Here is a 15,130-nt window from a genome sequence, read left to right as displayed (position 1 = left end):
CGGGCCCGTGCGGCGCCGACGGACATGCGGGCGGGTACGCCGAACGGGGTGCGCCCGGCGGTCGCGCGTCGCGGCCGGAGCGGACCGTCAGTCCTCGTCCTGCTCCATGCGGCGCTGCGTCTCGGCCTCGATCCGGGCCTTGGCGGCTGCCCGTGCCCGGCGCTTGTACTCCGTGGGGCGGTGATCGAGGTCCTCGGGCTGGTCGATGTCCGGTATGCCGTCGAGGTCCTCGTCCCGGATCTCGTCCTCCCACAGCCGCGCGTACTTCGCGTCCCGCAGCTTCAGCAGCACGCAGGCGATCACCGCCGACAGCAACGAGCCGATGAGCACCGCGGCCTTCACATGCTCGCGGGTGGTGGCGTCGTCGAACGCCAGCTCCGCGACCAGCAGCGACACGGTGAAGCCGATACCCGCGAGCAGCGCCACCCCGGCCACGTCCGTCCAGGTCAGCCCGGGACTGAGTTTGGCCTTGGTGAACTTCGCGGCGACGAAGGTACCGCCGAACACGCCGAGGAGCTTGCCCGCGAACAGGCCCAGTATGACGCCCAGCGCCTCCGGCTGCCGGAAGGTCTCCGCCAGCGCCGAGCCCGACACGCTCACTCCGGCGGCGAACAGGGCGAACACCGGGACCGCGAAGCCCGCCGAGAGCGGTCGGACCAGGTGCTCGATGTGCTCCGCCGGGGACACCTGCTTGCTGTCCGCGTTGCCGTCGGGGTCGTCCGGGAGCGGCTTCACCCGCAGCGCCATGCCCATCGCTACGCCCGCGATGGTGGCGTGGATGCCGCTGTTGTACATCAGGCCCCAGATGACCAGGCCCAGCGGCACGTACACCCACCATCCGCGCACCCGGAGCCTGTGGTGCAGCAGCCAGAAGAGGACCAGTCCCGCCAGGGCGCCGCCGAAGGCGTACCAGTTGAGGGTGGAGGTGTAGAACACCGCGATCACCATGATCGCCCCGAGGTCGTCGGCGATCGCGAGGGTGAGCAGGAAGGCGCGGATACCGCTGGGCAGGTTGGTGCCGATCACCGCGAGCACGCCGAGGGCGAAGGCGATGTCCGTCGCCATCGGCACCGCCCAGCCGTGCAGTTGCCCGCCGCCCGCGACATTGACCCCCACGTAGACGAGCGCGGGAACCGCCATGCCGCACACCGCGGCCACGATCGGCAGGGCCGCCGCGGCGGGCCGCCGCAGCTCCCCGACGACCAGCTCACGCTTGAGTTCGATGCCCGCGGCGAAGAAGAAGATCGTCAGGACGCCGTCCGAGGCCCAGTGCCCCACAGACAGGTCCAGCCCCAGCGCCGGGATGCCGAAGTGGAACGCGCGCACCGACTCGTAGACGTCGCTGAGCGGGCTGTTCGCCCAGACCAGGGCGATCACGGCGGCGGCCAGCAGGACCATGCCGCCGACGGTCTCGGTGCGCAGGGCGTCGGTCAGCAGCTTCCGCTCGTGGGCCGAGGGAAGCCCGAAGACGCGGGTCGGCTGCTTGCCCGGGGGGAGGGACATGAGGGGACTCCGGAGGGGTGCGTTCGGGCAGGACAAAGCGCTGCCGACCAGACTTCCCGGCTCACCTGTGTGCGATTTTGGGCGTTGTCATTCCACCGTACCCGCATGGCCGGGCGATGATGCAGTGGCCGCAGTCACACGCGTCCCGTCGCCGAACGGGCCGGACCTGGCCTACCCTGAGCGGCCGGAAGGGCCGCGAGGCGGCCGCACGACCTGGGGGCGGACGGACAGTGCAGGACGACGCGAAGTCGGAGGAATTCCTCGGTCCCTACCCGGAGCTGCTCGCGGAAGTCTCGGAGACGGGACGCCTCCCGCGCCGGGACGAACTCGACACCTTCCGCGCGCTGGGTGAGCAGGCGGCCGAACGCGGATACGGCCTGCGCCACCTGGTCGGCCTCTTCATCGGCAGCACCCGCGGACTCTGGGGCGGCCTGCCCGGCATCGCCCGGTCCGCCACCGCCACCGAGCGTGCCCGCACCGGCGACGCGCTGCTCGCCACGCTCGACGCCGTCACCGCCGCCCTGGGCGACGGCCACGAGCGTGCGGTGCGGATCGCCATGCGGCAGGAGGAGGGCGAACGGCGCGAGTTCATCGACGACCTCCTCTACGGCCGCAGCGACCTCGGACGCCTCGCCGAACGCGCCCAGCGGTTCGGGCTCCGCCTGGCGGGAGCCCACGCCGTCGCCGTCGCGACCGGCCCGGAGAAGTACGACGACGTCCATCCGATGGTGCGCAGCATCGAGCGGGAGCTGCTTGGGCGGTTCGGGGAGCGCGACGTGCTGCTCTCCACCAAGGACGGACGCCTCATCTGCATCGCCCCCAGCAGCGAGGCGGCCGTGCTCGACGCCTTCGCCCGCAAGGCCGAGTCCCCGGGACCCGGCTACACGCCCGCCCGGCGGGTGGCGCTGGGCCGGCAGCACAGCGGGGCCGGCGGTGTCGTCCGCTCCTACGAGGAGGCGCTGAACTCCCTGGACCTCGCCGACCGGCTCGCCCTGCGCACGGTCCGGCTGCACGCCTCCGAGCTGCTCGTCTTCCCGGTGCTGCTCCGGGACCGGGCTGCCATGGCGGACCTGGTGCGCACGGTGCTGGGGCCGCTCACCCAGGCCCGGGGCGGGGCCGAACCGCTGCTGGACACCCTCACCGAATGCGCGGCTGCCGGGTACGTGAACGCCGAGGCCGCCCGGCAGCTGGGGGTCAGCGTCCGCACCCTCTCCTACCGGTTGGAACGCATCCGCACCCTGACCGGGTACGACCCGGGCGACTCCCTGCACCGTTACACCCTGGAGACCGCGGCCATGGGCGCCCGGCTGCTGGGGTGGCCCGCCGAGGCGCTGTAGTCGCTGTCCCCGCGCTCTCCCGCCGTGCCGACCGCGTGCCCGAGGGTCCCGCACCGGAGCCGGACGTCAACACTGCGTGAAAATTGCCGGGATCTGGCAATGTGACGCGAGCCTGCCGCATGCCACGATGACGTCACACGGCAACCGGCACGGGGGGTTCGGCAATGGGTGGGTTTCTGCGCACCGCGTGGGAGTTCCCCGCCGTTCTGTTCGGCTCCGCCCTGGTGGTGGTGCTCGGATACTGGTTGTTCGTGCTGGTGGGAGGCGTGGGCGCCGATACCCTCGACGGGGGTGGGGGTATCGGCGCCGACACGCCGGAAGCCGGAGCGGCGGGTGCGTGGGCGGCCCTGGGGCTGAGGGGCGCACCCGTCCCGCTCGGCCTCTCCCTGCTGACGGTGATTGCCTGGTTCTTGTCCCTGGTGGTCGCTGTCACGGTGCCCGGCACACTGCTCCGCACCGTCGCCGTGCCGTTCGTCGTGAGCGCGGCCTGGGTGATCACCCGGCTGCTGCTCCGGCCCCTGCGTCACCTGGCACGGCGCGAGGAGGGCGTCTCGCACGCCGAGTTCGTCGGCCGCGTGTGCGTCATCCGCACCGGAAGGGTCGACGACCGCTTCGGCCAGGCCGAGGCAGCGGCGCCGGACGGCGCCTCCTCCCTGCTGCAGGTGCGGGCGGACGAAGCACTCGCCGCCGGCCTCACCGCCGGCACCCGTGCCCTGATCTACGCGTACGACGCCGAGGGCGGCCACTTCCTGGTCGCGCCCTACGACGCTCCCTGAACCGAGGAAGGTCCGTATGGATGTGATCTCGACGGGACTCGGCCTGATGGTCGCCGTGGTCCTGCTGATGGGCATAGCCCTGCTGCTCGTGATCGGCCGGTTGTTCCGCAAGGTCCCGCAGGGCAAGGCGCTGATCGTCTCGCGGATGCGGAAGGTCGACGTCACCTTCACCGGTGCCGTCGTGCTTCCGGTGCTGCACCGCTCGGAAGTCATGGACATCTCGGTGAAGACCATCGAGATCGGCCGCACCGGGCAGGAGGGACTGATCTGCCGGGACAACATCCGGGCCGACATCCGCATCTCGTTCTTCGTGCGCGTCAACAAGACTGCGGAGGACGTCATCAAGGTCGCGCAGGCGATCGGCACCGAGCGCGCCAGCGACCGGGAGACCCTGCAGGACCTGTTCAACGCGAAGTTCTCCGAGGCCCTCAAGACCGTCGGCAAGCAGCTGGACTTCTCGGACCTCTACACCAAGCGCGACGAGTTCCGCGACCGGATCGTCGCCGTGATCGGCACCGACCTCAACGGCTACAGCCTCGAGGACGCGGCGATCGACTACCTGGAGCAGACGCCGCTCGCCCAGCTCGACCGCGACAACATCCTGGACGCCCAGGGCATCCGCAAGATCACCGAACTCACCGCGGCGGAGCACATCCGCACCAACGAATGGACGCGGAACGAGGAGAAGGAGATCACCCGGCAGAACGTCGACGCCCGGGAGGCCGTCCTCGAACTCGAGCGGCGCCAGGCCGACGCGGAGATCCGGCAGCAGCGCGAAGTGGAGACGGTGCGGGCCCGGGAGGAGGCGGAGACCGCCCGGGTGCAGGCCGAGGAGCGGCTGCGTGCGCACACCGCGCACCTGAAGACCGAGGAGGCTCTCGGAGTCCAGGGCGAGAACCGCGAGCGTGAGATCGCGGTCGCCAAACTCAATCGCGACCGCGTCGTCGCCATCGAGAACGAGCGCATCGAGAAGGACAGGCTGCTGGAGGTCATCGCCCGCGACCGCGAGACCGAACTGCGCCGCATCGCCGCCGACAAGGAGGTCGAGGCGGAGAGGCGCGACATCGCCGACGTGGTGCGCGAGCGCATCGCGGTGGAGAAGACCGTGGCGCAGCAGGAGGAGGAGATCAAGAAGCTGCGTTCGGTGGAGGAGGCCGAGCGCGAGCGGCAGGCGCTGATCATCGCCGCCGAGGCCGAGGCGCAGGAGCGTCTGGTGAAGGACATCAAGGCCGCGGAGGCTGCCGAACAGGCCGCGGAACACCGCGCCGCCGAGGAGTTGACGATGGCCGAGGCACGGCGCAAGGCCGCGGACCTGGACGCGCAGGCGGCCGTGCGCCTCGCCGAGGGCAAGCGTGCCGAGTCCGCCGCGTCCGGCCTGGCCGAGGCGGAGGTGCAGGAGCGGATGGCCGACGCGCTCGCCCGCACCCGGCAGGTCGAGGCACAGGCCACGAAGGACATGGGCGTGGCCGAGGCGGAGGCCAGGCGCGAGGCGCTGCGGGCGGAGGCCGAAGGGCTCAACGAGAAGGCCGCGGCGATGGCGGCCCTGGACGAGGCGGGCCGGGAGCACGAGGAGTACCGGCTGCGGCTGGATGCTGAGAAGGAGGTCCGCATCGCCGGCATCGACGTGCACCGGCAGATCGCGGAGGCCCAGGCCACGATGGTCGCCGCCGGGCTGGAGAAGGCCAACATCGACATCGTCGGCGGGGATTCGGTGTTCTTCGACAAGCTGGTCGGTTCGCTCGCGGCCGGGCGCGGGGTGGACGCCTTCGTCGGCGGCAGCAAGTCCGTACAGGCCATGGCCGGGCCCTGGCTGGGCGACAGCGACGGTGAGGGCTCCACGTTCACGCAGGACCTCACCCGGATGGTCGCCGGTCTCGGTGCGCACGGCATGCGGGACATGACCCTGGCGGGCCTGCTGGGCCGCCTCGCTGCCCAGGATGGCCCGCACACGGCGCAGTTGACGTCGCTGCTGGACGCCGTGCGGGGCACCGAGGCGGCAGAGGTGCCGCTGTCGCGGCTGGCCGCCTGAGGTCCTCCCCGGGGCCGCTCCGCTCCTGTTCCGCACTGCCGCTGCGGTCCCGGCCTCCGGGCCGCAGCGGCCGGACGGTGGTGGGCGGGAGCGGCCCCGGTAGGGCAGGGGCGCGGCGGACGGCCGGACGGGTGCGGGAGGGCGAAGGGGCAGGAGCATGAGCAGCGGGACAGCCACGGCGGACGCCGGGACGGCCAGTGTCGACGAGGGCACGTACGAGGTGTTGCGGCGGCGCCTGGAGAGCGCCGGACAGGAGCTCGCACGACGCGCCGAGCTGCTCAACGAACGCCGGACCGAGACCTTCGGAGCTCGCCGGTTCGCGCTCGTGGCGACCCACCGTCTCGCCCCGGGACGGGCACGCACCGTGCGGGACCTCGTGCAGGTCGGCGGTCTGCTCCTGGTGGGGGGCGACCCTGCGCCGGGTACCGGTGAGGTGGCCGTGGAGGACGTTCTCACGCTGCACCGGGGCCCCGAGGACGGCTTCGAGCAGTCCGCCTCCGAGGCGGTGCCCGGACTCCTGGACGATCCGCGCTTCCGGCAGGACTTCGCCGAGCTGTACCGCTACTACCGCGACGCCCGACTGCTGCGGTTGCGCCGCACGGACTCCGAGCTGCTGGCGGTCTTCCGTACCGGCGACGGCGCCGGGGACCGGCGGGTGCTGCGGTGGCGGATGCCCGCCGACGGCGGACCGCCGGCGTACCTGGAGGCCCGCGGCTCCCGCGACGACACCGCGCCCGCCGCCGGCGACCTGGTGTGGAGGGAGATCGGGCGTGACGCACACGTCGCCGGCCGGCACCCCCACGTGCGCGTCGACGACGCCCTGTTCGTCAGCACCGAGGGCGGATCGCTCACGCTCGGGACGCAGAACGACACCGAGACGCGGGACGGGATCTGGTCCGAGCCCGTCGACGAACCGCTCCAGTCCCTCGCCGACGCCGAGATCGCCCGCGCCCGCGTGGGTCCGCTGGTGCTGCTGCGGATCCTGCCCTACAACGAGCCCCGGCACCGGTATCTGGTGCACAACCGGCGGACCGGGGAAGTCGTCCGGCTCGACGGTATGGCCCGTGGCTGCCGACCGCTTCCCGACGAGCAGGGCATCGTCTTCCCCGGCGGCTTCCACCTCGCCAACGCCCCGGCGGGCGAAGCCGCCCGAACCTTCGACGTCCCCTCCGGTGCGTGGGAGTTCGAGCGGGTACTGCACGCGCCGAACGGCGAGGACGTGCTGCACGTCTGCCGCGACCGGGCGGGAGGGGGCGTCCTGCTCCTCCCGTACAACCGCGTCCGGCAGGAGCCGGCCGCGCCGGTCACCGGTCTCGGCTGGGCGCTGTTCGACGACGGTGCCCTCGCCGTCCTCCGCGGCGGGCCGGACGACGGGGAGGGCGGGACGGTCCGCGTGCACCCCGTCCAGGTCTGGGACACTCCGTTCGCCGAGGAGCGCCACGACGCCGTCGCACCGCCCGCTGAGGCGGGACCGCTCGCCCGGATCGGCAACGCCGAACTGGTCCGCTGCATCGCCGAGTGCCTGGCCGTGGCGCGCATGGCGGCCGAACTCGCACCCGGCGCGGAGGTGTTCGCCTCGATCGCCGAGTCCGCGGCGCGGGCCGAGGACCGCTACCCCTGGCTGGGCGAGAACGACCCGGTCGCGCTGGACGAGCCGCTCCGCCTGCTGCGTGAGACCGCCGTGGACATCGTCGCGGAGTACGGCAGGGAGGAGGAGACCCGGGCCCGCACCGCCGCGGCCCTGGACACCGCGGAGGACGAGGTGCACGGCCTGCTGCGGCGCGCCGGCGGCGAGACTCCCGCGGACGCGACCGGGTGGGTCGCCCTGCTGACCGGCCTGCGGCGCGCCCGCGGCGATGTGGAAGCCCTGTACGACCTGCGGCACACCGACCAGGACCGGGTGGCGGGCCTCGAGGAACAGGTCGCCGAGGCACTCGCGGCGGCCGGTCATCGCGCGGTGGGCCACCTCGCCGAGCCGGACGCCTTCTCCGGCATCGTCGACGAGATCGCCCGGATCGAGGAGGCCGCCACCCGGGCGCCCCGGGTCGCTGCCCTGGAGCGGCCCCTGGAGGAACTCGGCGAGCATGCCGCCCGCCTGCGGGGGATCACCGACGTGTTCGAGGCGTTGGAGGTCGCCGACACGACGGTGCGCACCGCTCTGCTGAGCCGGTTCGGTGAAGTGACCGCTGCCCTCAACCGGGCACGCGCCGTCGCGGACGGCAGACGGCGGACGCTGCTCGAAACGGAGGGGCGTGCAGAGTTCGAAGCCGAACTCGCCCTGCTGGGACAGGCGTTGAGCCAGGCGCTGGCCGCCGCGGACACCTCGGAGGCCTGCGACGAGCACCTGGGCACCCTCCTCGTCCGCATCGAGGGCCTGACCACCCGGTTCGGGGGCCTGCCGGAGCGGGCCGAAGTGCTGGAGGCACGACGGGAGGAGGCCGAGGAGGCGTTCGCCGCCCGCCGGCAGTCGCTGGTCGACGAGCAGGCACGCCGTGCCGAACGGCTGGCAGCCTCCGCCGAACGCGGCCTGGCCACCGTGGCACGGCGCGCGGCGGCACTCACCGGGCCGGAGGAGATCCGGGCGTACTTCGCCGCCGACCCCATGGTGTCCCGGCTGCGGGAGACCCTCGCGGAACTGCGCGACGCGGGGGAGACCGTACGGGCGGCAGAGTTCGAGGGACGCCTCGGCGCCGCCCGGCAGGAGGCCGGCCGCGCCCTGCGGGACCGCGCCGAACTCCACGACGTGCCCGGCACCGTACGGCTGGGACGCCACCGGTTCCCGGTGCACGGGGGCAGGATGTCGTTGACGTTGTCACGCCACGGCGGCCGCCTCCATCTGGCCGTCACCGGTACCGACTTCTGCGAGCCGGTACCGGAGGACGCCCTCGCCGGGACCGAGGAGTTCTGGGACCAGCCACTGGTCTCGGAATCTCCCTCGGTCTACCGGGCCGAGTACCTGGCGGCGACCGCACTGGCCTCCCGCCCCGGGCCGGTGGACCCCGCTTCCGGGGCCGTGGACCCGGAAGCACCGGCGGACCTGGTGCGTCGCGCGGCGGGGACGGCCCACGACTGCGGATACGACGCCGGGGTGCACGACCACGACGCCGCGCGGATCCTGCACACGGTGCTGGAGCTGCGCCGCCGCGCCGGACTGCTCCGCTTCACCCCGGAGGCGCGGGCCGCCGCACAGCTCTACTGGGCGCACGGCACCGACGACCGCACCCGTGAGGTCTGGGCCGCGCGGGCCCGTTCCCTGGGACGCGCCCGCCGAACCTTCGGGCCGGTGCCCGCCATCGGCGAACTGGTGGAGCAACTGGACGCGCTGATCGCCGGGTTCCTGCCGGGAGAGCGCCGCCCCGGTTCCGGCGCCTACCTCTTCGAGGAGATCGCAGCACCGGACGGCCCCTGCTTCGTCACGGACAGCGCCGCGCGGGCCCTCCTCGGCGACTTCCGCGAAGCGCTGGGCGGACCCGACTCGGCGGGGGTCAAGGAGTACGCGGAAGAACTGCGCACCCTGGGCGAGGACCTGTCCGCGCGGCGTCATCTCATCCGTGCCTGGCTCGACGCCTATGCCGATGCACACGACGCCGACCGGTCGGTACTCGTCGAGGCAGCGGCTGTCGAAGCCTGCGGCACCGTGCTGCGCAGACACGACGCCGAGGCGCAGCGCCCCGTCACCGTCGACGGCCTGCTCGGGGTCCACCCCCGGGTGCGGGAAGGGAGGCTGACGGTCCGCCTGGACGAGTTCCTGGCGCGCACCGAGGAGTTCCGCACCGTGCGCGTGCCGGCCCACCGTGCCTGGACCGAGCGGCGCGAGGCGGTCCTGGCCTCGGCCCGCGACCGGCTGGGCCTCGACCGGTTCCGCCCCCGCGTGCAGCCCGGATTCGTACGGAACCGGCTGATCGACGAGGTGTACCTGCCGCTCGTCGGGGACGCGCTGGCCCGCCAGATCGGCACGGCGGGAGCGGACGGCGGGGCCGCGGGGCAGGGCATGCTGCTGCTGTTGTCCCCGCCCGGCTACGGCAAGACCACGCTGATGGAGTACGTCGCGGCGCAACTCGGCATGCTCTTCGTGACGGTGGACGGGCCGGCGCTCGGCCGTCGCACCACCTCGCTCGACCCGGCGGCGGCACCCGACGCGGCGGCGCGGCGCGAGCTGGAGAAGATCGACCTCGCGCTGCGCCTCGGGGACAACGTGCTGCTCCATCTGGACGACATCCAGCACACCTCGCCGGAACTGCTCCAGAAGTTCATCCCGCTGTGCGATGCGCAGCGGCGGATCGAGGGCGCCGACCGCGCCTACGACCTGCGGGGCAAACGGTTCGCCGTGTGCATGGCGGGCAATCCGTTCACCGAGTCGGGCGGCCGCTTCCGTATCCCGGACATGCTGGCGAACCGGGCGGACGTGTGGAACCTCGGAGACGTGCTGGGAGGAAGGGAGGACCTGTTCGCACTGAGCCACGTCGAGAACGCCCTGACCGCACACCCGGTGCTGGCGCCGCTGGCCGACCGGGAGCGGGAGGACCTGGACCTGCTGGTCGGGATGGCCGAGGGCGACCCGGGCGCGACCGCCGACCGTCTCGTCCACCCCTACGGCCCGGAGGAGCGGCAGCGCGTCGTCGCGGTGCTGCGCAACCTGTTGCGGGTGCGGGACACCGTGCTGCGCGTGAACGCCGCCTACATCGCGTCGGCGGGAGAGGCGCAGGAGTTCCGTACGGAGCCACCCTTCCTGCTCCAGGGGTCCTACCGCGACACCAACCGGTTGGCCGGACGTCTCTCCGGAGTCATGAACGACGAGGAGCTGGAGCAGCTGCTCGACGACCACTACGCGGCCGAGGCGCAAGCGCTGGCCTCCGGCGCAGAGGCCGCGCTGCTGAAGCTGGCGGAGCTGCGGGGACGCCTCGGCCCGGCCCAGCGGACCCGCTGGGCCGAGCTCAAGCGGGAGTTCGGGTAGGGCGCGGGCGGGGTCCGCGCGCGGCGGTCACCTGATCACGAGTTGCTGCCCGGGCAGGATCAGGTCCGGGTCGCCCCCCACGACGGAGCGGTTGTCGCGGTAGATCTGCTGCCAAGTGGTGCCGTGGGCCGCGGCGATTCCGCTGAGGGTGTCGCCGGAGCGCACGGTGTAGGCCGTGCCGGACGACGCGGGCCCCTGGGTGTTCTGCTGGGGAGCGGACGGTTGCGGCGGCGCCGGTTGCGGGGCCGTCTCCTGGGGGGCGGGCGGCTGGGGAGCGGGCTCCGGCGCCACGTCGGCGGACGGTGCGGTGGAGGTCAGACCGCCCTGGCTGCCGCAGATCGGCCAGGCACCCGGCCCCTGCATCTCCAGGAGCTCCTCGGCCACACTGATCTGCTGGTTCTTGGTCGCCAGGTCGGCACGCGAGGCGTACCGGGTGCCGCCGGCCGCTTCCCAGCTGGACTGGGAGAACTGGAGGCCGCCGTAGTAGCCGTTGCCCGTGTTGATTCCCCAGTTGCCGCTCGACTCGCACTGGGCGACCTGCTCCCAGGTGTCCACGGAAGCCGCTCTGGCGTTCGATGCCGAGATCAGGGGGAGGGCGAACGCGGCACCCGCCGTTCCGGCCAGAGTGGCGATGCGGGCACGCGTACTGGAGAGACGAGCGCGATACTTGCCAGTGAACAGCATGATGTCTCCTCACCGACGCCTGCGAGGTGAGCTGTCGGGCTCGGGCCGGAGAGTGCCCGTCCGTCCGCTGCCGCGGGCGGATACGCCCCGAGCCGCTCCCTCCTTCGGGTGCGGCGGCCTACCTGGGTCCCCCGCTCCTGCCTACGGCGCTCACGCGACGGAGTTGCCGCGACCGCCGGCAGGATTCGGCGTGACGGTCGCGGTGCCCGTCAGGTGACGAGCGATGCGACCGTAAGCACATCGGACCGGAGTGTTCAAAAACCGACATTCGGGGTGCGGAGTTGGTGTCGCACCTGTGGCGCCAGGCGTTCGCGCTGGTGGGTGCGGCGTGTCGGCAACAGGGGGCGCTCGGCGGGACGTCACCCGGGTGGGCGCAGACCGAATGCGACGCGCCACTGGCGGTCCTGACGCCGCGTCGATCCGACACCGAGGCGTCCGCCGTGTGACGAACGTGTGTGGCGCGGGGGTGCCTGCTCTCAAATTCTCGATGTGAAAACGGGCACGAACGGGCATATGTCGACGTCTCGGGTGGCCCGGGGCGTGAAGGTGCGTTGACCGCTTCGCGGTCGATCTGTAACGCTACGATCGCCATGGGCGGAGTGGTCGCCGTCCATGGAGGCACCCTGTTCGGGGTGGCCGGCAGGGGGAGAACCAAGGATGGAAGGTGGCAGAAATTACCGAGTGAAGTCTGCTTCCTCTTGAACTTGTGTGCCGGCACTGGGGGTCGGAGAGGTGACTCTCCGCGGCGTTTCGACGGTACGGGCCAGTGTACGTTCGCATTCACATGCCTGGATTTCGGTTGCCTCGATGCGTCGGGAACGGCCGGGGTCTTCGCGGGGAGACCGAGCAGTGACAATTCGTATCATTGTGGCCGACGATCGACGCCTCATCGCGGAGACCCTTTCGGGAGCACTCGCGCAGGTACGGGGTTTCGAAGTCGTGGAAACGCTCGACGACAGCCGCCAGATCATTCCTGCGGTGCGGCGCACCAAACCGTCGGTTGCGGTTCTGGGGGTTTGCGAGCCCGCCGGGAACGAGATCCGGCTTGCCGATGAACTCCGCGTCGCCGTGCCCGGCTGCGGAGTTGCCGTCATCACCTCACGTCCGTCCAGGGAGGTGATGAGACGTGCTGCGGGCGGCGCGTTCAGCGTGATCCCGAGTCATGCGCGACTGAACCATCTGATCCATGCGATCCGGGGGATCGTGGCGGGCTGTCACACGATCGACCCGTCGCTCCTGAGGGCGCGGCGCACCGGTCGTCCGCTGAGCGAGCGGGAGAGGGAGGTGCTGCGATTGACGGCTGACGGAGCTCCGATCAAGGAGATAGCGGCCGAGCTCTACCTGTCTCCCGGTACCGTCAGGAATGTCACCTCCAGTGCCATCAAGAAGCTCGAGGGCAGAAACCGCTTCGACGCCGCTCGCATTGCCGGTGGCCGCGGCCTGCTGTAGAGCGTCGCCTCTCTCGCTGCTCGGGAAATGACGATAGCGCATCCCCCGGATGAATGACCCTTCCGGGGTGACCTCTGTCACGAAGAGCGGGACAAACGTCAGGCGAGCGAGCCCGGCAGGACAGGGCCCGGACGGTCGGGACTCCGGCCGGGAACGGAGGTGTCCCGGTGCGGTGCATGATGTCCCTTTGTTCCGGAACGGGTCGGAATGTGGGGTCGAGTGGGCGGCGCGAACAACTCCGTTGTATTTCACTGTGGCTGGGGCACCGTGCCGGAGTCGCCCCGACCTCGTGCGTCCTTCCCGCTCCCGCTGTCACCGAGTGTGACGGGGTGTCACCGGCCCCGGCCCGCCGGGGATTCCGCAAGCCCGTCATGGCACTGCATGACAAACGTCATGCACCGCACGCGGCTGGGGCCCCCGGGCGGGCTCCGCGCCGCACCGGCGCGGCAGCGCGTCACCGGTCCGCGACCTGCTCGGCTGCCTGCCTCCCGGCTCGTCGAGGGTGTCCGTGGCGGCCGCATCCGCCATAGGGAGGTCATGGTCGGCGCCGGCGACGTGTTTACAACTGCCAGGACCGTCATTAATCTCTGGCTCCGGCACCTGAGAGAAAGTCACGATTCGATTGCGGTGCGGCCGGGCGACTGCATTGCCCGGCGACGTCTCGGTCGCGCAATGTGCTCCTCGGGCGCGGTCGAAGATCGATGTGCCGCTTCGGAGTTGACGGCCTTCGCAATGCGCTGCGCTCCCTGGAGAAGGAGATATTCCCCTTCTCCGGGGTCTCGGTGTCAGAAATCTCCGAACGTCGAGGCGAATTCACCGGTTCGGCCGCTGTACGTGAGGCAGTTCTGCTGTGGTCGGGCCTCTTGCGGAGGTCTCCGTTTCCCGGTGCGTGAGCGGATGATGTGCGCCGAGTGCTCCCCGTGGCTAGGACGCGGCGGTCGCGTCGAGGCCCGCGGGGCGGCTTCCGTCGCCGGCGCTCCACCTGAAGCCCGCAGGAGCCCCTGGGGCAGCCGAACTCACGTGTCCCGGCGGCGTGTTCGTAGCGCACGGTTCCTGTCGCGGGGGTCAGGGCCCGGGGTGCCGGAGGTGCGGCGGCTCTTCGCCGTGACAGCAAGGGGACACGCCCCGCACGTCATTCTCGCTGTGCGTCACGCGATCGTCGCATATGGTGACTTTCTGTGGGGGTCAGGGCCGGAAAGCCGGTTGTGGATAACACGGACTTGGCATCTTGCTGCGCCTCGATTGACCCTCTCTGGCTAACTGTTGAGTACCGTCAGGCGCTCGATTATTCTGCTCTCGAATCGCGTTGACTGGCTGAGGGCCAGTGAGCCTCGAAGGGCTGGGTGCGCGCCGAAGAAAGGTGCGTGACCCACTCTTGTGGAGGCCCGGAAAGCTGTGCCGCTGAGCCCAATTTGGAGTGAACGCGAAATGAGTGAAGCCAGATTTCGAGTTTGTGCAACGTTAAAGTTTTATATCGCCTGCTGTCCGCGGAAACCGATGATATCGGGGGAGAGTCGTGCCTGACGTGCTGGAGTCACCTGTGAGTGGGAGAACCGACGAGGTCGAGCTCGCCCTGATGCAGGCTCAGGACCTGATCGATTCGACTGTCTCCCTGTGCCGCAGCAGGACCGCCGCGGGCATGGTGACCGTGACCCGGGCGGACGACGGGGCGCGGATTGCGGCCATCGTCCGTGCGGTGGCCGGCGCCCGGCACAACGTCAGCGTCACCCTGCCCACCGATGCCGACCGCAGGCCCCAGGTGTTCGCGGCGACCCTCGCCGCGCTGCGGGAAGCCGCCGGCCGGGGTGTGACCGTCCGCCTGCTGTGCTCGCCGCGCCTGCTGCGCAACGAGGACGTCGTCGCCCTCGGTCGTCGCACCCATGGTTGCGAAGTACGGCTCGTGCACGTCGAACTGCAGTCCATGCTCGTCGCGGACGGCAGGCTGGCGGTCGTACGGCACGACCGGTCGCACGGCGGAATGGCCGTCTTCCGCGTCCCCGCCGCCGTGGGAGGCCTCGACTTCCTCTTCGCAGGCGCCTGGGGGAGTGCCGCACGCCTCACGGAGTTCATGCGGCTGCAGGAGTGCCTGCGCAGCGGCTTCGCACAGCGCATCCTGGAGAGGCTGTGTGCCGGGTGCAAGGACGGCCCCGCCGCTCGTGAGCTGAGTGTCTCTCTGCGGACGTACCGGCGGCACGTCGCAGAGATCATGCGGGTCCTCGGAGCAGGTTCGCGCTTCCAGGCCGGCGTAAGAGCGGTCGAGTTGGGGTTGGTACCCGGACGGTGAGGCTGCCTGCGCGACGGCGGCGGACCATGCCCGCCGCACCGCGCTGTGCACTGCGTCCTCCGAAGCCTCCGGAGTGGCCGAACCGCATCATTCGCTGAGCCCGCACCTGCCGGC

At 71.4% G+C, this 15,130-nt stretch carries 8 protein-coding genes and 1 riboswitch; of the genes, 6 read left to right on the top strand and 2 right to left on the bottom strand.

The features are described 5' to 3' along the window. Positions 1–87: 87 nt before the first annotated feature. Positions 88–1,503 (bottom strand): Na+/H+ antiporter NhaA, encoded by a 1,416-nt coding sequence (nhaA, locus tag ACL06G_RS04705; protein ID WP_412785613.1) that lies wholly within the window; start codon positions 1,501–1,503, stop codon positions 88–90. Between the two features lie 230 nt (positions 1,504–1,733). Here nhaA and ACL06G_RS04700 point away from each other — a divergent pair, with 230 nt between their 5' ends. From ACL06G_RS04700 to ACL06G_RS04685, 4 genes are all read left to right on the top strand, one after another. After that, positions 1,734–2,840: a PucR family transcriptional regulator gene (locus ACL06G_RS04700; protein ID WP_412785614.1), complete on the top strand. Its 1,107-nt coding sequence runs from the start codon at positions 1,734–1,736 to the stop codon at positions 2,838–2,840. A gap of 164 nt (positions 2,841–3,004) precedes the next feature. Next, positions 3,005–3,616: a DUF1449 domain-containing protein gene (locus tag ACL06G_RS04695; RefSeq protein ID WP_412835462.1), complete on the top strand. Its 612-nt coding sequence runs from the start codon at positions 3,005–3,007 to the stop codon at positions 3,614–3,616. Positions 3,617–3,632: 16 nt separating this feature from the next. After that, a complete protein-coding gene (locus ACL06G_RS04690) occupies positions 3,633–5,645 on the top strand; it encodes an SPFH domain-containing protein (RefSeq protein WP_412785616.1) in 2,013 nt (670 codons plus the stop codon). 157 nt (positions 5,646–5,802) lie between these two features. Beyond that, positions 5,803–10,599 (top strand): DNA repair ATPase, encoded by a 4,797-nt coding sequence (locus tag ACL06G_RS04685; RefSeq protein ID WP_412835461.1) that lies wholly within the window; start codon positions 5,803–5,805, stop codon positions 10,597–10,599. A 27-nt stretch (positions 10,600–10,626) separates the two neighbouring features. Here ACL06G_RS04685 and ACL06G_RS04680 read toward each other — a convergent pair whose 3' ends face one another. After that, positions 10,627–11,283: a LysM peptidoglycan-binding domain-containing protein gene (locus ACL06G_RS04680; RefSeq protein WP_412785618.1), complete on the bottom strand. Its 657-nt coding sequence runs from the start codon at positions 11,281–11,283 to the stop codon at positions 10,627–10,629. 1 nt (position 11,284) lies between these two features. Continuing rightward, positions 11,285–11,442: riboswitch (cyclic di-AMP (ydaO/yuaA leader) on the bottom strand. Positions 11,443–12,132: 690 nt separating this feature from the next. Here ACL06G_RS04680 and ACL06G_RS04675 point away from each other — a divergent pair. Next, a complete protein-coding gene (locus tag ACL06G_RS04675) occupies positions 12,133–12,732 on the top strand; it encodes a response regulator transcription factor (protein ID WP_412785619.1) in 600 nt (199 codons plus the stop codon). Positions 12,733–14,272: 1,540 nt separating this feature from the next. Next, positions 14,273–15,016: a hypothetical protein gene (locus tag ACL06G_RS04670; RefSeq protein WP_412785620.1), complete on the top strand. Its 744-nt coding sequence runs from the start codon at positions 14,273–14,275 to the stop codon at positions 15,014–15,016. Positions 15,017–15,130 lie beyond the last annotated feature (114 nt).

The sequence above is a fragment of the Streptomyces callyspongiae genome (assembly GCF_047200695.1).
In the GTDB taxonomy this organism is placed as follows: domain Bacteria; phylum Actinomycetota; class Actinomycetes; order Streptomycetales; family Streptomycetaceae; genus Streptomyces.
This window is presented reverse-complemented; position numbering and strand designations above follow the sequence as displayed.